General features: G+C 60.0%; 16 protein-coding genes. 2 read left to right on the plus strand and 14 right to left on the minus strand.

Annotation, left to right across the window (positions count from 1 at the left end):
- Positions 1-11 precede the first annotated feature (11 nt).
- The 14 genes from ACTO5E_RS06425 to ACTO5E_RS06490 all read right to left on the minus strand — a co-directional run bounded on the left by ACTO5E_RS06425 (position 12) and on the right by ACTO5E_RS06490 (position 13,928).
- A complete protein-coding gene (locus tag ACTO5E_RS06425) occupies positions 12-347 on the minus strand; it encodes an ABC transporter permease subunit (RefSeq protein ID WP_482302553.1) in 336 nt (111 codons plus the stop codon).
- Positions 348-584: 237 nt separating this feature from the next.
- Positions 585-1,469 carry a transporter substrate-binding domain-containing protein gene (locus tag ACTO5E_RS06430; protein ID WP_482302555.1) on the minus strand — a complete coding sequence of 295 codons (885 nt, stop codon included), beginning with the start codon at positions 1,467-1,469 and terminating at the stop codon, positions 585-587.
- Between the two features lie 213 nt (positions 1,470-1,682).
- Positions 1,683-2,942 carry an ABC transporter substrate-binding protein gene (locus ACTO5E_RS06435; RefSeq protein WP_482302557.1) on the minus strand — a complete coding sequence of 420 codons (1,260 nt, stop codon included), beginning with the start codon at positions 2,940-2,942 and terminating at the stop codon, positions 1,683-1,685.
- Between the two features lie 41 nt (positions 2,943-2,983).
- On the minus strand, positions 2,984-5,539 hold the full coding sequence (locus tag ACTO5E_RS06440; protein ID WP_482302559.1) for an ATP-binding response regulator: 2,556 nt from the start codon (positions 5,537-5,539) through the stop codon (positions 2,984-2,986).
- Between the two features lie 318 nt (positions 5,540-5,857).
- Entirely contained in the window at positions 5,858-6,487 is a 630-nt protein-coding gene (locus ACTO5E_RS06445; RefSeq protein ID WP_482302560.1) for a hypothetical protein, read from the minus strand.
- Positions 6,487-6,969, minus strand: coding sequence for a sigma-70 family RNA polymerase sigma factor (locus tag ACTO5E_RS06450; protein WP_482302562.1), 483 nt, complete (start codon positions 6,967-6,969; stop codon positions 6,487-6,489). The genes ACTO5E_RS06445 and ACTO5E_RS06450 overlap by 1 nt, the downstream gene beginning before the upstream one ends.
- A 212-nt stretch (positions 6,970-7,181) precedes the next feature.
- Positions 7,182-9,341 (minus strand): DUF4097 family beta strand repeat-containing protein, encoded by a 2,160-nt coding sequence (locus tag ACTO5E_RS06455; RefSeq protein WP_482302563.1) that lies wholly within the window; start codon positions 9,339-9,341, stop codon positions 7,182-7,184.
- The gene (locus tag ACTO5E_RS06460; protein ID WP_482302565.1) at positions 9,338-9,484 is read right to left on the minus strand and encodes a hypothetical protein; all 147 of its coding nucleotides are present in this window, start codon (positions 9,482-9,484) and stop codon (positions 9,338-9,340) included. The genes ACTO5E_RS06455 and ACTO5E_RS06460 overlap by 4 nt, the downstream gene beginning before the upstream one ends.
- 1 nt (position 9,485) lies before the next feature.
- Entirely contained in the window at positions 9,486-9,905 is a 420-nt protein-coding gene (locus ACTO5E_RS06465; protein ID WP_482302567.1) for a DUF2089 domain-containing protein, read from the minus strand.
- A 249-nt stretch (positions 9,906-10,154) separates the two neighbouring features.
- Positions 10,155-10,832, minus strand: coding sequence for a deoxyribose-phosphate aldolase (gene deoC, locus ACTO5E_RS06470; RefSeq protein WP_482302569.1), 678 nt, complete (start codon positions 10,830-10,832; stop codon positions 10,155-10,157).
- A 123-nt stretch (positions 10,833-10,955) separates the two neighbouring features.
- Positions 10,956-11,939, minus strand: a complete 984-nt coding sequence (locus ACTO5E_RS06475; protein WP_482302570.1) for a flagellin N-terminal helical domain-containing protein — start codon at positions 11,937-11,939, stop codon at positions 10,956-10,958.
- 193 nt (positions 11,940-12,132) lie between these two features.
- Positions 12,133-12,861, minus strand: coding sequence for a hypothetical protein (locus tag ACTO5E_RS06480; protein WP_482302572.1), 729 nt, complete (start codon positions 12,859-12,861; stop codon positions 12,133-12,135).
- A gap of 18 nt (positions 12,862-12,879) precedes the next feature.
- Positions 12,880-13,443, minus strand: coding sequence for a hypothetical protein (locus ACTO5E_RS06485; RefSeq protein ID WP_482302574.1), 564 nt, complete (start codon positions 13,441-13,443; stop codon positions 12,880-12,882).
- A 341-nt stretch (positions 13,444-13,784) separates the two neighbouring features.
- The gene (locus ACTO5E_RS06490; RefSeq protein ID WP_482302576.1) at positions 13,785-13,928 is read right to left on the minus strand and encodes a hypothetical protein; all 144 of its coding nucleotides are present in this window, start codon (positions 13,926-13,928) and stop codon (positions 13,785-13,787) included.
- A gap of 124 nt (positions 13,929-14,052) precedes the next feature.
- On the opposite strand from ACTO5E_RS06490, the gene ACTO5E_RS06495 reads away from it, so the two are divergent.
- Positions 14,053-15,465 carry a TldD/PmbA family protein gene (locus tag ACTO5E_RS06495; protein ID WP_482302577.1) on the plus strand — a complete coding sequence of 471 codons (1,413 nt, stop codon included), beginning with the start codon at positions 14,053-14,055 and terminating at the stop codon, positions 15,463-15,465.
- Between the two features lie 13 nt (positions 15,466-15,478).
- Complete coding sequence (locus ACTO5E_RS06500) at positions 15,479-16,765, plus strand: metallopeptidase TldD-related protein (protein WP_482302579.1); 1,287 nt, start codon at positions 15,479-15,481, stop codon at positions 16,763-16,765.
- Positions 16,766-17,196: the final 431 nt, after the last annotated feature.

Consider the following 17,196-nt stretch of genomic DNA (forward strand, 5'->3'; position numbering starts at 1 on the left):
AACTCCTCGGCCTATGTGTCCGAGGAGTTGATGCACAGGGCCAGCGCCACCCACATAAAGGGCGACAGGGCCAGAAAGGGCAGCAGCTGGGGCAGCACAAAGTAAAATATGTACAGCTGCAGCAGAATGGGCGTGCCCCGGATGACCTCGATATACACGCCGATGAGAAACCGCGCCGCCCGAAACCGGCACATTTTGACCATAGCCACCAGCGTGCCCAAAATCACGCCGAACAGCACCGCGATGGCGGTGAGCTTCAGGGTGTTGACCACGCCCTCCAACAAAAATACCTGCCAGTATTCCCGCAAAAGCCGGAGAATATTGGGGCCCAACAGGGATAAATCCATGCCTTGCTTCCTCCTTTTTCTGAGAACTTGTATCAATAGGAGTTTGCACCTGCCTTTTCGGCAAATATCACGGTTGACTGTGTTGCAAGCCAATCGCGAGATTGCCTGCGGATTTGCGCCTTGACAACAGCAAAATTTGCTCGAAAATCCAGGCACAAATCCTATTGGTACAAGTTCCGAATGCCGTGGGACCCGCCCGACGCCGGGCGGGTCCGCTAAGGGCTGACGCGCTGCCGCTTACTCTGCTTCAGAGGAGGACTCGCTCCCGGCAGGGGCGTTGCCCTCATCGTCATAGCTGACCTCATTGGCTGTGGCGCTCATGGCCAGCTCCTTGGCCTCCTCATACCAGCCGCCGTACACATTGGCGTCGTAGGCCTTTTTGAGAATGCCGTTCACCTCCTCGGTGAGGCTGTCCGCGCCCTTTTTCAGCACAATCACATTGGCGGTGTACTTCTCGTCCACCTCAAACTGGAAGCCGGACAGGGCCACTGCCGGGTCGTTGGACATGAACACGTCCGCCTGGCCCTTTGCCACGGCCATGGCCTCAAAGTCGCCGTTTTTCAGCTGCAGCAGGCCCGTGCCCAGGTCGCCGATGGTGACCAGCTCGCAGTCGGGCAGCTGCTCCTGACACAGAGACTCCTGCAGAGAGGCGGTCTGGGCCCCCACCTTCACACCCTTAAAGTCTGCCGCAGCGGCAAACCTGCCCTCGTTCTCCTTCAGGGTGATGACCACCTGGTCGCTCTCATTGTCCCCGGGATAGTAGAAATCAGAGAGGTTGAAGTTCTGCTCCCGGTCCTCCCGCCAAGAAAAGCCGGAGATGGCCATGTCCACGGTGCCCATGCTCACCGCGGTGGTGCAGGCCTCAAAGCTCATGGGCATAATCACCAGCTCCTTGCCCATCTCGTCCGCAATATACTGGGCCAGCATAATGTCAAAGCCCACATATTGGTCCTGACCCTGCTTGCTGGTGTCCACAAAGGCCATGGGGGCAAAGTCGGGGCTGGTTGCCACCTTCAGGGTTTTGCTGTCGTCTTTGCCAGAGCCCCCGCAGGCCGCCAGGGCGGTCAGCATCAGGCACAGGGCCAGGGCCAGGGCAATCCACTTTTTCATCTTCATACTCATTCGCACTTCTTTCTTTTTTGATTTGTTACCCATTATAGCTGCATAAATATACATTGTCAAGGTTTATCCATGAATTTTCTTTCATCCCCATATTTTCCCGCCCACAGCCGGTTATTTTGTTCAATTTTGGGGCATGTCCCCTGTGGGGCGGCAAAAGCATAGCCCGGGGCAGAGCCAGCCAAAGACTCTGTTCCCGGGCAGCGTTTTTCTTTTCTATTTCAGGGCCTGGTCCTGCAGCCGGTCAAACTCAGCCATACATTCATCCACGGTGGCGCCCTCCAGCAGCCGGCGCACAATCAGGCAGGTGTTGCCCCACTGCTCCACCTTCATGCTGGCATTGGAGCCCAGCACATACACGCCCTCCTCAATCCGGTCGTTAAGAGGCTGCAGGGCGGGGACGCAGTCCACCTTCACATTTTCAGAGGGGGAGATGACCCGGTTGGTCTCAGCGTAAAGCTGCAGGGCCTGGTCAGAGGTCATGATGTTCACTACCTGGGCCGCGTCCTCCCGGTGCCTGGCCTCGGCCCCCACCGCCAGGCCGGTCACGGACATCACGGGCATCTGGCCCCGGCTGCTGGGAAAGCCGATCACCGTCATCTCAAAGCTGGTTTTGCCATAGGCGCTCTCGGTGTTGGCCGCGCCCCAGTAGGCCATGACAATGGGGGTCTTCTGGCTGAGAAAATCCTCTCTCTCCCCCTCAATGGCCTCGCTGACCAAAGCCTTCTCCGGGTCGATATAGCCCCGGTCAATCATGGTTTGCAAAAACTCGAAGCCCGGGCGCATATAGTCGCTGTATCGGGCCTCGCCGCTGTTCAGGGCCGCGATCTCCGCCTCAGTGTTGCCGCCGTTGTACAGGTCCGCATAGGCCTGGGCCAGAACAAAGGTCTCCAGCCACCAGCGGTTGGCCCCCACAGGGGTTTCAATGCCGTTCTCTTTGAACACCCGGCAGCACTCCAGAAATTCCTCCGGGGTCTTTGGCAGCTCCAGGTGGTATTTCTGAAACAGGTCCTGGTTGACAAACAGCCCGTAGGCCACCACCTCCTGGGGGATGGCCACCAGCTTTCCGTCCACAGTGTTGGCCACCCGGACGACCTCCCGGAGGTTTTTCGCGCTGTCCAGCCCTGAGAGGTCCATCAGCTTGCCCTCTGCTCCCAGAATCTGAATGACGTCTGGGTTCAGCAGGTAGACATCGTCCATATTGTGCCGGGCCCGGTCCAGGGCCACCTGGTCGTAGGTTTTGTCCTCATGGTCCTCCGCCGTATAGGTGGTGTAGGCCACGGTCACCCCCAGGGCCTCCTGGGCCATGGCCACGGTCAGGTCTGAGGCCATGCGGGCCACGTTCTCCGCGTCAGGGTCCGTCTTCTCCATGGGGCTGAACAGGACCACCTCCCGCTCCTCCCCCTGGGACTGGGACACAAGGTTTTTGGGCTCTACCAGCCCCCCGCAGGCCGCCAGCAACGCCAGCGCCCCCATACAAAGGACCAGGCCTCTCCATATTCTGTTGTTCAATCCGCTCACCAGTCTTTCATATCGTTCTTGCATTGGCGTATGGCCTTTTTCAAAAGCTCCATATCCAGGGGCTTGGACACATGCGCGTCCATGCCCGCGGCCAACGCCGCCTTTTCATCCTCGGCAAAGGCGTTGGCGGTCATGGCGATGATGGGGATGGCCCCCGCGTCCTCCCGCTGCAAAGCGCGGATAGCCCGAGCGGCCTCGTGGCCGTTCATCACCGGCATCTGCACGTCCAGCAGAATGGCGTCAAACTCCCCTGGCCGGGCCTGCTCAAAACGCTCCAAAGCCAGCCGGCCGTTTTCCAGCACCTGACAGGTAGCCCCTTCCAGCTCCAGCAGCTCGGTGAGAATCTCCGCGTTGATGGCATTGTCCTCCGCCGCCAGAAAGTGAAGCCCCTTCAGGCTCAAAAGCTTCTCCCCAGGCTCCTCCCTGTTGGGGGCTCCCCGCAGCTCCGCGGTCCTCTCCCGCAGGGCCGACACAAAGAAGGGCTTGGAGACAAGGCCAATGCGGCCCGGCTTCAGCCGCTCTTCCGCCTCAGAGGCGCCGGCCTCAGCCAGCAGCGCCAGCAGCCCGCCGCCGGGCAGGGCCTCGTCCAGGGCCTCCACCCCCTGTGGGCCGCAGGCCTCCCAGTCCGCCAGAACCAGCTGACAGCTGTTCTCCCGCAGCCAGGCAAGGGCCTGGTCCAGGTCCCCGGCTGTGGCCAGGGTCAGGCCGGTGTTCTCCATCAGGGCCTGGATGTTCTCGTGGCTCCGGCTGTCTCCCCCTGCCAGCAGGACCTGAGAAATGCCCTGCCGCTGCCAGAACTGCCGGTCCAGCTGCTCCTCCTGAATGCGCAGCTCCCACTCCACCCGGAAGAGAGAGCCCTGGTCTACCTGGCTGCTGACCTCGATGGCGCCGCCCATAAGCTCCACAATGCTTTTGGTGATAGCCATGCCCAGGCCCGTGCCCTGAATTTTGTTGGTGGTGCTGTTCTCCGCCCGGGTAAAGGCGTCAAAAATGGTTTCCAGAAACTCCGGCGTCATGCCGTAGCCGGTGTCCTCCACCTCAATGCGCAGCCGTTCATACTGACTGGAACGCTGCTTGAGGCCGATGACCCGCAGCCAGATGCTCCCCCCCTCCGGCGTGTACTTGACCGCGTTGGAGAGCAGGTTGATCAGCACCTGGTTAATCCGGGTCTCGTCCCCCACCAGATACTCGTGGCGCACCCCGGTCATCTCCACATGGAACCGCTGGCCCTTGGCCCTGGCCATGGGCAGAATAATGGCGTCTACCGAGGCCAGCACGCTGCTGAGAGAAAAGTTCTCGTAGCTGAGCGCCACCTTGCCGCTCTCAATTTTCGACACGTCCAGAATATCGTTAATCAGGCTCAGCAGATGCTGGCCCGAGGCCATGATTTTGCCGGTATATTCCCGCACCTTCCCCGGGTTTTCCGCCTCGTTGGCCAGCAGAGAGGCAAAGCCCAGCACCGCGTTCATGGGGGTGCGTATGTCGTGGGACATGTTGGAGAGAAAGGTGGTTTTGGACTGGCTGGCAATCTGCGCCGCCTGCAGGGCCTCGGCCAGCTGCTGGTTGTGGAGCCTGCGCTCCTCCTCCCGCTCCCGCTGCAGCTTGTTCTGCTGCCTGCGGCTGAGATAGTAGAGGCCGATGCACAGGCAGAACGCCGCCAGCATAAAGGCCACCACAAAGTAGATGTTCTGGTTGACAATGCGCCCCTCCTGCTGAATGGCCTCTACCGGCACATAGCCCACCAGAAAAAAGGAGCCGCCGTTCACCGGCCACATGTAGTTCAGGGCGTGCTCCTCCCGGATGTCGTGGTAGAACAGGGCCTTTTCTCCGTTATTCAGGCATCGGTCTATTTCCGCCTGAATAGCCGGGTCCTCAATGCTGTTGGCCCGGTAAAAGTCCGCCAGATTCAGGTGCCCGGCGCTGCGCTGGCCCATGCCCTTGGGCTTGAGCACAAAGCGCTGGCTCTGGGCGTCCATAATATACAGGGTGGCCTGCTTGTCGTAAAAGCCGCTGGGCAGAGAGCGGTCAATGGCGTCGAACACATACTCGGCGTAAAGGGTGCCAATCTCCTCCCCATCCCGCTGCACCGGGCACTTCATGGTGTAAGACCAGGTGCCCATGTGGTTGACATAGGACTGGGACACCGGCATGCCCCCCACCACGCCGCCTCCGGAGAAGTCCAGCCCCTCCTCGGTAAAGGGCTCGCCGGTGTTTGAGACCCCCTCTGTCTTCCCTGTGAGAATCAGGGACATTTTCGACATGGCCTGGTTTTTCTCATAGGCGCAGATATATTCCTCCGGGTCCTCCGCCCGGGCGATTTCCTGGGCAATCAGGGTCTGAAAGTCCGCCTCGCTGCGCAGAATGGCCTCAATGGTATACTGAATCAGGTCCAGGCTCTCGCTCAGGTTCTGAATCGCGGCAGAGGACATCTCCCGGGAGACCTGCCGGGAGGCCAGATACACCACCGCCCCCATGGCGCAAAAGACCAGCACAATGGACAGCAGAAGCCTCTGCCCTTTCCGCTTGTTTCCCTTGATGAATTTCGCTTTCATAGACCGTCTCCATTCCCCCACAGGGGCGCGCCGCGCTTCTGCCAGGACCGGTTGGTGAGCGCAGCCTTTTCTTTCTTTCAGCCCTGGACGACCGCAATTTCACATTGCATTATATTATACTATACTTTCAGTTTTAGTGTCAATACTTTCCCCGGCATAGCGCGGACAAAAAGTAAGGGGAGCCCCCTTTTGGGAGCTCCCCTTTTCTGCTCTTGCCGCTCTTGCTTCTGCGTTATCGTTAACGCAGTTCAAAAAAAGGCGCTGCCTCTTTTGAACCTGGCGGCACGGGTATGCCCGCGCCACTGCGCTTACTATACTTCACTTCCCGGCGGTCAGCTCATAGGCTCCGCCGTCCTGGGTTGCGCCGCTGACCTTGCCTTTGGCCTGCAGCAGGGCGCTCAGGCTCTCAAAGCCCTGGCAGTCCTCAGGCAGCATCAGCACGGCAACGGCTGCCTCCCCGTCTTCACCGGCGTACTGAACCACCGCCCGGTCCCCTTCCAGAATCACCCCGTTTACCTGCAACTGCCGGCCGTCCAGAGAAAGCTCCGCGTCCACGTCCATGTCCAGCTCCGCCTGAAGGGGCCGGCCCTTCTCATCCTGATAGTTCACCACAGCCTTGCCCTCATCGCCGGACTCGTAGATGTGGAAGCTCATTTCGCCGCCGCCCCCCTGAGCGCCGTTGTCCACCTCAAACACCATCTCTGCGGTCCGCCCGTCCGCCGACTGGGTGAAGGACACCATGCGGGCGAACAGCTGCCCTCCGGTGGCGGCGTTGGCCCCCATGGCGGTGAGCACGGCCAGGGCCGTTACTGCCACGGCTGCCAGGGCTCTGCGGGCGGTCTTCTTGGTTTTGCGGTTCTCTGTCATATGAATTACCTCCTGAATTTTCTCCGGGGAGGCTTTCAGCCTGGAAAAGGTGCGTTGATACAGCTCTCGGTCAAATTCCATTATGAATCCTCCTCTTGCGTTGTCAGTGTCTGCTTCAATTTTTCCCGGGCCCTCTGCAGGCGGGTCTGCACGGTGGACTCCTTCAGCCCGCACAACGCCGCCACCTCCCGCACAGGGTAGTCCTCATAATAGTAGAGGTACAGGGGAACCCGGTATTTTTCCGGCAGGGCCATCACCGCCAAAAACAGCCGGCTCTCCTCTGGGGCCGGAAGCTCCGCTGTGCCGGACCAGGCCTCTAAAGGGGCCCTGCGGCGGAACCAGGGGGAGCGGATGAGCTTGCGGGACTGGTTCACCGCCACCCGAATCAGCCAGCGGCGCACATGCTCCGGGCCCTCAAAGTCGGTTTTGTCCTGATAGAGCTTCAGCAGAACGGTCTGGGTCAGGTCCTCGGCGTCGGCGGGGCTTTTGCAGGCGTTCAGAGCCACCCGGTATACCGTGTCGCCAAACTGTCTGGCGTAGTGGGAAAATTCCTCCGGCGTCATCCTGCCGCCTCCTTTGCCGGTGTTGAAAAGCTTTTCACTACATATACCCCTCAGAGGGGCGGAATATCTCAGGAGCAGAAATTTTTTTTGCAAAAGGGGGCCGCTCCACCCTGTCCGGATGGAACGCCCCCCCATGCTCAGAACCTGTATGCACCACCGGAATTGCGGAAGAAGCGAGGGTCTTCCGCGCCGGTCCGGGCGAATCCCGGTTCTTACTGCTTTCTCACCACCTGCATACTGCCGGAGGTGGTATTCATCTCGATTCTGGTCTCTCCATTGCCATACACGGCCTTGCCCTTCTTCTTCCCGCCGTCCCTGTCCGTCACAGGGAAGTCGGTGCGGAATCTCCCGGAGACAGAGCTGTAGTGGGCGGTAAAGCCCCCGTTCTCCGGCAGGGCCAGGCACAGGCTGCCGGAGACCGCGCTCAGCTTCGCCTTTTCCGGGCACTGGTCCACCGTCAGCCTGGCCTGGCCGGAGGTGGTGCTCACCCGGAAGCTCTCCGCGTTGCCATGAGCCGCCACGGTACCGGACACCGCGCTGAGCTCGGCCTGCTCGGCGGCAAAGCCCTCCGCCTTCACGGTGCCGGACACGCTGCTCAGCTTCAGCTTTTCAGCGGACACATCCTCCGCCGCCACAGTGCCGGACACCGCGTGGAGCCGCATCCCCTCGCTGTGCAGCCCCTGGGCCGCAATGGCGCCGGACACGGTGGAGGCCTCAAAGTCCTCGCCTGTCAGGCCGGTCAGCCGGACATTGGCGGAGACCGTATTCACATTCAGGTGCTCCAGCTTCCCGTTCAGTTTTTCCGGGACCCGGACCACAAGCCGCTTGGCCATGCCGGCGGTCAGGTTCCAGCCGAACTTTTTCCGGTTCCACTCAATGGTCAGCTTCTCCCCGTCCTTGGCATAGACTGCCATGCGCCGGCTGGGCTCCAGGGGCTTTTTGCTGAACTCCGTCACCTCGACGCAGTCCCCGTCCCAGGGCTCCACAGCCACCTGGCCTGTAAACCAGTGAATATCCAGCTTTTCCAGAGCATGCATGGGAATGCTGGCCGTGTTGACATATTCCTGCCCCTGCTGGCTGCTGTGGCTGTCCACCCATTCGCTCCCGGGCTCCGGGGCGCTGTCCTCCTCCTGGCTGCCGTCAGTGGGGAACTCCTGTTCAAAGTCGCAGAAGTCCTCGTCATCCTCCTTCTGCTCCTGCCAGTCCTCCACCATGTCCCGCAGAGAGTCCTTTATGTCGCTGACCGCACTGGCCACGTCATTCATGGCCTCGTTCAGGTCAATGCCGATCTCCTGGCCAATGCCGCTCATGGCCTGGTTGATCTCCCGGCCCAGATTGTTGAGCCAGGCCCCCCAGCCGCCGGTCTTCGGGGGCCGCGGGCCAGTCTGGGGCTGCGCTGCCCTGGCCTGCTCCACGGCCTGCTCCGCCGCCTGCCGGGCCTCCTGGGCAATGCGCCGAACCTCCTCCTGGAAGCCCTCTGTGCCTGGGCCGAACTTGTTGTAGAGGGCCTCATAGGCCGGGTTATACACCTTGTCGTAGGCCTCAAAGTAGATTCGGTCACGCTCCCGCTCATTCAGGGCAGGGGCCGCCCCGCTCCACTGGGCCTGGGGCTCTGTCCGCCGGGCCTGGCGGCGTTGACGCTCCTGGTAGGCCTCCACTTTCTCCTGGTAGGCCTCCATCTCCTCCTGGTACGCCTCCATTTGTTCCTGGTAGGCCTCGTTCATTTCCTCAATCTGCTCCTGATAGGCCTCCAGCTGGTCCTGGTAGGCCTCGTTCTGCGCCTCAACCTGTTCCTGATAAGCCTCGTTCTGCTCCTCCACCTGCTGCTGGTACTCCTCCATCATCTCCTGGTAGCGCTCCTGAATCTCCTCCATCCGCTCCCGGTACTCCTCCGGGTCGTCCGTCTCTGGCGGGATAGGGGGCGCGGGCGGCGTGGGCGGCGTAGGCGGCGTGGGCGGCGTAGGCGGCGTGGGCGGCGTAGGCGGCGTGGGCGGCGTAGGCGGCGTGGGGGGCGCAGGAGGTGTGGGCGGCGTGGGCGGCACAGGGGGTGTGGGGGGTGTGGGGGGTGTGGGCGGCGTGGGCATCGCCGGCATAGGGCCGCTGTCTGCCACTGTCACCCGCACCTGCCGGGGACGGCCGGCCTCGGGGGTTCCGGCCTGGTCCTCCGGGCTGAGAACTTTCACCTCAACCTCTTCGTCCTCCAGGCCCACGGTTATGGCAACCGGGTCCTGTCCGGCCTCCTGCTGGGAGGCAAGTGCCTCTGTCCCCTCCTCGTCCTCCATAGCGGCCAGCAGCTGGCCGGCCTGCTCCTGGGTAATCTTCCCCTGTTCCAGCATCTCAAGAATGGTGCGTTTGCTATTGCTCTCGCTCATTTTGTCTCCCACCTTTCCAAATCCTTCCGGTTCTGCTTTCTTCTCATATTTTCCAAGTGCTCCTCTACGGCCAGCCGCAGGGCGTTGTCTCTTGTGGGGCTCACATACCGGAGCATCTCCGGCAGGTTTTTTTCTCCGCACATGTTATTTCCCACCTTTCAGCTGCTGCAGCGCCTCAAGGGCCGCGTTCACATCCAGCTCTCCTGAGGAGAGCCGGGCCAGAATCTCCCCCCGCTCCTCCTCTGTCCGGGCCGGGCGCAGCTCGGGCTTCTCGTCCAGGCCCAGAGCGCCAAGGGCGGCGTCCAGCATGTTCTTCACTGTGGGGTAGCTGACCCCCAGGGCCTTCTCTACCTCTTTGATGGACCCCCGGCACCGGAGGAACACCTCCACAAACTGCAGGTGCTTCTCCTCCAGGGTGCAGAACCGGCAGGGGGCGAAGCTGCCGTGAAGCTCGGTGCCGCAGCTGCCGCACCGCAGGCCGGTGACCTGCATCTTCTCTCCGCACACCGGGCACTGGGCCGGTGCGTGGTGGTTTTTCTTTGCCGCGTTTCCCATATTCGCCATAGTCTGTTCACCTCATTTTAGTTTTGAGCGCTCTCTATGTTTGAGATTATAGCACCAATCCTTAACAATGTCAATATGGAAATTGATTTTTTTAATTTTCTCTTTGAAATTCTTAATTCGACAGCTTTAACACATCCAGTGTACTATTATTGCGGCTATTTTCTCGCTCTGCTTCCATTGATATGTCCGAAAAAGAAAAAAAGAGGGCCGCACAGTCTGCGGTCCTCAAAAATCTTTGTAATCATTCTGCTATTCGCTCAGGCCCTCTACAATCGCCACCCCGTTGCTGGCGCCGATGCGGCTGGCCCCTGCCTCAATCATGGCCAGGGCCTGCTCAGTGGTGCGGATGCCTCCCGAGGCCTTCACCTGCACGCCGCTGGCCTCCTTCATCAGGCGCACGTCCTCCAGGGTCGCGCCGGTGGGCAGGCCGGGGCCCGGCGTGCCGAAGCCCGTGGAGGTCTTCACAAAGGTGGGCCGCACCCGAGATGCCAGCAGGCACAGGCGCAGCTTTTCGGCATGGGTCAGGTAGCAGGTCTCAAAAATGACCTTGCTGGCCGCGCCCACCGCCCGGCAGGCCTCGGCTATGCGGCGCATCTCCTCCCCCACCAGGTCCCAGCGGTCGCTTTTCACGTCTACCAGGTTGACCACATAGTCAATCTCTCCCGCCCCTGCGGCCAGGGCCTCCTGGGCCTCGAAGACCTTCACCGCGGCGCTGCTCTGGCCCAGGGGGAAGCCCACGCAGGCGGCAACCCGCACCGGGGAGCCCTTCAAGATCTCCGCGCAAAAGCCGGCCGCCGCGCTGTTGACAGCCACCGCCCCAAAGCCATATTGCAGGGCGGTTTCACAGTGGCGGCGCAGGTCGTCGAGGGTGACATTGGGCTTGAGGAGGGTTTGGTCAATCATTTTGGCAAGCTGTTCACGGTTCATGGGAATGCTCCTTTTTGCTTTAGTATAGCAGACGGGGCGGGGCCAGTCAACCAAAAAAAGGGCCGGGCCCCCAGAGGGACCCGACCCATTTTGTACAAACTAGCCAAAAACAACCGATGTAGCTTACTGCAGCAGCTGCAGAACGCCCTGGGGCACAGCGTTGGACTGAGCCAGCATAGCCTGAGCGGACTGGATGAGGATGTTGTTCTTGGTGTACTTCATCATCTCGTCGGCCACGTCGGTGTCGCGGATGGTGGACTCAGCGTCCTGAATGTTCTCCTGCATGACGGACAGGTTGTTGACGGTGTGGTCCAGACGGTTGGACACAGCGCCCAGCTTGCCGCGGAAACCAGAGACGATATTGATGAGACCCTCTCTGGGCTCAACTGCCTCAACATCTTTAGCAGCCGAATCTTTCACGCCACGGAGATCAGCAACGGCCTGCAACGCACCAGTAACAGAAGTAACATCAACCTTGATAACACCGCGCGTAGGGATAGCATTACCTGTGCCAACATCAGCGTTCTCAATGTTCGCAGTCTTGATGAATCTGGTAAGGTTGAACTTGGAGTAATCCATGTCAAGGCCCTTACCCAAAGCCTCGCCCATATCAAGCTGGTCGGCCGCAGCAGCGGAGTCACCAATCTGGAACTTCATGGCCTCGCCAGTAACCTCGTTTTCGCCCATCTCACCGTTGAGCAGCTTCTTGCCGTTAAAGTTGGCAGTCTGACCGATACGGTTGATTTCGGAAACCAGGGAGTCAACCTCGTCCTGGAGGGCGTTACGGTCGATATCATCGTCATAGGTCCCGTTGGCAGACTGCTCGGCCAGGTAGACCATGCGGTTCAGCATGTCCTGGACCTCCTGCAGAGCGCCCTCAGCGGTCTTGATCAAGCCGTTGGCGTCCTTGGCGTTCTTCTTGGCAGCGTCCAGACCGGTGATCTGAGCGCGCATCTTCTCAGAAATGGCCAGACCGGCGGCGTCGTCGCCAGCGCGGTTGATTCTGTAGCCGGAGCTCAGCTTTTCCAGGTTGGCGGACAGGGCCTTGGTGTTGTTGTTGTAGTTCCGGTAGCTGTTCATAGCCATGATGTTGTGTTGAATACGCATAATTCTGCTCCTTCAGAATGTATTTTTATAACCTGCACGGGTCCTTCCGCACAGGGCAGGGCCATTACGATAAATACGCAGTTGCGGCCCGATATCCGGCCAGGCTGTCGGGCCGCACAACGTATTATCTAAATATTTCTACTGGCTGAGCCAGTGGAAAGCATGAAATGCTGTACTGTATATTGAGAAAAAATCAGACCATAGGAGTGAAGGTAAACACGATAGAAGCAGTAACCTTGTCCTTATCAGTCCAGGGAGTATCGGGGCGCTGCTCGGCAACGCCGGTAAACCGGAAAGCCAGGTGATTGGTTTCGCCGTCATCCGCAACGTCAGTACTCGCGGCCAGCTCGCCCACCTTCAGGGTGGTGCCGCGGCTGGAGACCAACAGCTCGGTGTTCACAGTGCCATCAGTCTTGGGCTCATCAGGAACAGCAGTGACAGCGGTCCAGGTGGGCTCAGCAGGAGTAGCACCCTTTGTAGCGTTCGCAGTCTGGAACACCAGGCAGACATTGTTGGGATACTTTGTTCCCGCTACATGGTCTGAAGTATTGTCAATCCACTCGGTAGCAAACTTCGCGTTGCCAGCCGCAACACCAGTAATGTTAGCAAAAACTGCCAGCTTGGAGGTGCTGTTGGAAGAGATAAACTGGCCGGGGAAAATGATCTGGTCCTGCTTATCGGTAAGGTCTGTGCCGTTTACCGTGCCACTGTACTTAAGCCCATAGGGGTTGACAACCAGCTTGGTAGCGCCAGGAAGAGTAACGTTGATGGTGCCAACAGAGGTCTCGCCGTCAACCTTAACCGTGCCGCCGGTAGCCAGCTTGGAGGGGTCGGTGATGGGGGCGGGGGCAGTAGCAAAAGCGGGGGCCGCAACGGCCAGAATCATGGCCAGAGCCAGAACTACGCTAAGAACTTTTTTCATAAAAATAACGCTCCTTCGTCATTTCATCTCTACGGTAAAATCCATTGTCACCGTAGCTTGTTGATAAATTGTAGCATGGTCGTCCTCAACTTGAGTATAGGTCACATACACACGATGGGTGCCCGGCGAGAGCTTTTTGTCCAGGGTGATGTCCCGCTTCGCGCTCCCCGGGGGGATCAGCTTGGAGAGATACAACTGCTGAGTGAACTGGTCGTCTTCAAAAATCTGAATGTAGACATCATAGTCAGAAACAGTAGGGTTCGCAATGTAACATTCAAAATTCGTGCCATCACTGCTAGTCGCATCGTTTAAGTATTCCACAGAAACGCCGCGTTTTGCCGCCTGTGCATACGCCTCATCCACCGCGTTTTGCAGCGCGTCCGGGTCGTCGACCACCGTCACGCCCTCCTCGTAGCCGATGAGCGGCGTTTGGTTGTCGCCCAGCTGCACTGGCTCGGGCGCTTTCTCGCTGAACCTGCCAACCACCAAAACCACAGCGGCGGCGGCAAGCGCCACAATGATGATGATGAGCACCAGCACCAGCGGCGAACGCCTTTGCTGCTGTTTTGGTTCCTGGTCCATAGGTATACAGCCTCCTCAAGTGGATATTCGCTTTCTCGTCCCTCGTGCCTGGCCGGAGCGCGGGGGCCGGGTCAGCCGGTCTTTATGTTCACCAGCCCGTTTGCAACCGGGCCGGGTGAAACCTCGTTCCTTTTTTCTTTCTTGGGCCTTACAATTTATTTATCGGCAGCTTTCTTGAAAAATTAAGGGTTCTTAAAAATTTATTTTTATGAAGCCTCAGTTGGTTTCTGTTACCCTCGCTGTCATTTAGTATATCGGCAGAAACTTGAAAAAATTAATAGCCTTTTTCAAAAAATCCGCAAAAAAAAGAAGAACCGGTTTCCCGGTTCCCTTCTATGCCATTATTTCTTTGCAAGCGCTATCTTGTCCAGCAGCTCCAATATCTCCTCGCGGGTGTACTCCGTCTTCTCGCCCTCGCCAAATACCAACCGCAGCTCATAGATCATAGCCAGTTCAATCCTGGCCATTTCCTTCTCTGTTGTCATATAGACGCCTCCTTTCTGTTTCTATAATTAGAGTACCCTATGCACGGTCCCCTGTCAAGTCCCCTTGACAAGCCCCGCCGCTTGCATTACAATAACGCTATACTATAATTAAGGAGGCTTTTGCGTGTTCTCAACCTTAGACTCTCTCAAGCCCGCTCTCAGGCAGCTGGTCCGCGCCCTGGGGCAGCGTTATCCCTATGCCTCGGCGCTGGCCGTGGAGGACGCCTCCCGCCGGTGGAGCATCAGCCGGGGCGGGGTGAATATCGACGCCAGCGACTTTCGCGGCGGCACGGGCTTTGTGCTGCGGGTGTTCGACGGCGTGGGCTGCGCCGAGTACAGCTTCAACCGCTTCTCTGAGGAGATGATTCCGGAAATTGAGGAGCGGGTGGCCCAGGGCCTTGCCGCCCAGAACGCCGCCCTGGAGGGCTTCGCCCCTCTGCCCACCCCCATTCCCGCCGACGAGCCCGCCAGCCTTTGCAAGGCCACGGTCTGCCGGGTAGACCCCAAGGAGCTGGGGGACGAGGCCATTCTTGCCCGGCTGCGGGGCATTCGGGAGAAGGCCCTGGCCCGGGACCAGCGGATTAAGGACGCTCAGCTGAGCATGGCCTACCGGGGATGCCGGAAGATTTTTCTCAGCCAGAACCGGGACCTGGACCAGACCCTGACCTGGACCACCTGCTCGCTGGCCATGATGGCCGCCCGGGGCCAGGAGCTGAAATACGCCTTTGAGAGCTTCTCGAACCTGGGGGGCGCGGAGGTGCTGGAAGGGGTGGAGGACGCGGTGGACCAGGTGGCCGGCCGGGCCCTGGAGCTGCTGGACTCTCAGCCCATCACCCCCGGCGAGTACGACTGCGTGTGCGACCCGGAGACCACAGGCATGATTGTTCACGAGGCCTTTGGCCACGGGGTGGAGATGGACATGTTTGTAAAGGACCGGGCCCTGGGCAAAAGCTATATCGGCCAGTATGTGGCCAGCGAGCTCATTACCATGCACGACGGCAGCACGGTGGACCAGACCGCAACCATGTTCTTTGACGACGAGGGCAGCCTCACCGGGGACACGGTGGTGATTGACAAGGGTGTGCTGAAAACCGGCATGTGCGACGCTCTCAGCGCCGCCCGGCTGGGGCGGAAGCCCACAGGCAACGGCCGCCGGGAGAGCTATGAGCGCAAGGCCTACACCCGCATGACCAACACCTACTTTGAGCCCGGCTCTCACAGCCTGGAGGAGATGATCGCCTCTATCCCCTACGGTTTTCTGCTGCAGCAGCCCATGTCCGGCATGGAGGACCCCAAGAACTGGGGCATTCAGGCCATGGTTGCCATTGCCAGAGAGATCAAGGACGGGAAGCTTACGGGTAAGGTCTTCTCCCCCATTGTGCTCACCGGCTATGTGCCGGACCTGCTGAAGTCTGTCACCATGACAGGCCGTGAGCTGGCCCTTTCCGGCAGCGGCTTTTGCGGCAAGGGGTATAAGGAATGGGTCAAGGTCTCTGACGGGGGACCCTGCATGAAAGCCAGAATCAGGCTGGGCTAAGGAGGTAGTCAGGATGATTGAGAGAATCAAACAGGCCTTGGGGGACTGCGGCATCTCCCTGTGGCGCATGAACGACAACACCGAGGAGACCGCGGAGCTGTTCTTTGTCCGGCAGCAGCTGGATACCCGGCGTTTTAAGGATGTGCGGAAGGTGCAGGTCACTGTGTTTCGGGACGTGGAGAACCCAGAGGGGGACCGGCCTCTGCGGGGGGCTACCAGCGTGACTTTGTTGGAGTCCATGGACGACGCCCGGCTGCGGGAGGAGCTGGCCGGGGCCTGGTACGCGGCCCAGTTTGCCGCCAACCCCTATTATGACCTGCCCGACCCGGCGCAGGCTCCCTTAAAGGAAAAGACCGGCCCCCTGGCCCAGGCTCCCCTGGCGGAGAGCGCGGGAAAAATGGCCCGGGCCCTGTTCGCGCCGGACCGGCATCAGGACGCGTTTGTAAATTCGGCGGAGATTTTTGTGGCGCGCACCCGGCGGCGCATTCTCTCCTCCAACGGCACGGACGTGAGCTATACGGACGCTCAGGTCAACGGGGAATTTGTGGTGCAGTGCCGGGAGCCGGAGGACGTGGAGATTCACAACACCTTCCGGTATGACAGCCTGGACGGGGAGGCTCTCACCCAAAAGGTGGCCGAGGCCCTGGGCTTTGTCCGGGACAGGGCCAAGGCCCGGCGCATTCTCAAAAGCGGGCAGTACGACCTGGTGCTCAGCGGCGACCCGGCGGCCACGGTGCTCTCCTATTACCCAGACCGGGCGGCGGCCCACATGATCTACCCCGGCTACTCCACCTGGAAGCTGGGGGACCCGGTGCAGGGGGAGGACATTACCGGCGCAAGGCTGGACCTGGACCTGTGCGCCACAGACCCCTACAGCGAGGAGGGCGTCCCCATGGAGGACCTGGAGCTGCTGCGGGGCGGAGAGCTGCAGGCCATTCACGGGGCCAACCGGTTCTGCCGCTATTTGGGGGTGAAGCCCACAGGGCTTTACCGCAGGCTCCGCTGCCGGAACACCGGCGCGCCCTTTGAGGAGCTGAAGCAGGGCCCCTGCCTGTGGGCGGTGACCTTTTCCGACTTTCAGATGGACGCCATGAGCGGCCATTTCGGGGGAGAGATCCGGCTGGCCTATTTGATTGACGAAGACGGCAAAGCCACGCCGGTTACCGGGGGCTCGGTGAACGGCAGCTTGTTTGACGCACAGAAGGGCTTGCGCTTCTCCGCAGAGCAGTACCAGTCGGCCTATTATGAGGGGCCCTACGGGCTGCGCATCTCGGGGGTGAATGTGGCGGGAGGGGAATAGAAGCCCCGCCTCAGGAAAAATTGAAAGTTCTTGAAGATTCCGGCTTCATCTTTGATGAAGCCGAAGGGACATTCTTTCAAGAAGTCCCTTAAGCAGAGGTTTGGGGACAGAGTCCCCAAGGTCTTGCCCTTGACCTTAAACACCCCTAAAACGCAGGAGGGTAGGGGGTCTCGGCTTCGCCTCGGTCGGTTCGCAGCTTGTCTGCCACCGGCAGACGCTCACCCCTCGTCGGGGGTCCCCTATCGAATGGCCGCAAAGCGGACATTCGACAAAGCCCTTAAGGCCCTAAGCGTTGGGCAGGGCAGGGTAGATTGCTGCCGCCAGGTAGTTGAGAGACTACCGGTAGGAGTTTGCCGGTACTTTTGCGAAGCAAAAGGCGACTCCTTCGGAGTCGAGGCAAACTCCGTGACTTGCCCGAAGGGCAATGTCAG

It is taken from the genome of Acutalibacter sp. (assembly GCF_056800975.1).

What these genes read in the sequence shown, in the direction of transcription:
- ACTO5E_RS06425 (WP_482302553.1), bottom strand. Translation starts at nt 347, where the DNA reads ATGGATTTATCCCTGTTGGGCCCCAATATTCTCCGGCTTTTGCGGGAA.
- ACTO5E_RS06430 (WP_482302555.1), bottom strand. Translation starts at nt 1,469, where the DNA reads ATGAGTATGAAGATGAAAAAGTGGATTGCCCTGGCCCTGGCCCTGTGC.
- ACTO5E_RS06435 (WP_482302557.1), bottom strand. Translation starts at nt 2,942, where the DNA reads ATGGGGGCGCTGGCGTTGCTGGCGGCCTGCGGGGGGCTGGTAGAGCCC.
- ACTO5E_RS06440 (WP_482302559.1), bottom strand. Translation starts at nt 5,539, where the DNA reads ATGAAAGCGAAATTCATCAAGGGAAACAAGCGGAAAGGGCAGAGGCTT.
- ACTO5E_RS06445 (WP_482302560.1), bottom strand. Translation starts at nt 6,487, where the DNA reads ATGGAATTTGACCGAGAGCTGTATCAACGCACCTTTTCCAGGCTGAAA.
- ACTO5E_RS06450 (WP_482302562.1), bottom strand. Translation starts at nt 6,969, where the DNA reads ATGACGCCGGAGGAATTTTCCCACTACGCCAGACAGTTTGGCGACACG.
- ACTO5E_RS06455 (WP_482302563.1), bottom strand. Translation starts at nt 9,341, where the DNA reads ATGAGCGAGAGCAATAGCAAACGCACCATTCTTGAGATGCTGGAACAG.
- ACTO5E_RS06460 (WP_482302565.1), bottom strand. Translation starts at nt 9,484, where the DNA reads ATGTGCGGAGAAAAAAACCTGCCGGAGATGCTCCGGTATGTGAGCCCC.
- ACTO5E_RS06465 (WP_482302567.1), bottom strand. Translation starts at nt 9,905, where the DNA reads ATGGCGAATATGGGAAACGCGGCAAAGAAAAACCACCACGCACCGGCC.
- deoC (WP_482302569.1), bottom strand. Translation starts at nt 10,832, where the DNA reads ATGAACCGTGAACAGCTTGCCAAAATGATTGACCAAACCCTCCTCAAG.
- ACTO5E_RS06475 (WP_482302570.1), bottom strand. Translation starts at nt 11,939, where the DNA reads ATGCGTATTCAACACAACATCATGGCTATGAACAGCTACCGGAACTAC.
- ACTO5E_RS06480 (WP_482302572.1), bottom strand. Translation starts at nt 12,861, where the DNA reads ATGAAAAAAGTTCTTAGCGTAGTTCTGGCTCTGGCCATGATTCTGGCC.
- ACTO5E_RS06485 (WP_482302574.1), bottom strand. Translation starts at nt 13,443, where the DNA reads ATGGACCAGGAACCAAAACAGCAGCAAAGGCGTTCGCCGCTGGTGCTG.
- ACTO5E_RS06490 (WP_482302576.1), bottom strand. Translation starts at nt 13,928, where the DNA reads ATGACAACAGAGAAGGAAATGGCCAGGATTGAACTGGCTATGATCTAT.
- ACTO5E_RS06500 (WP_482302579.1), top strand. Translation starts at nt 15,479, where the DNA reads ATGATTGAGAGAATCAAACAGGCCTTGGGGGACTGCGGCATCTCCCTG.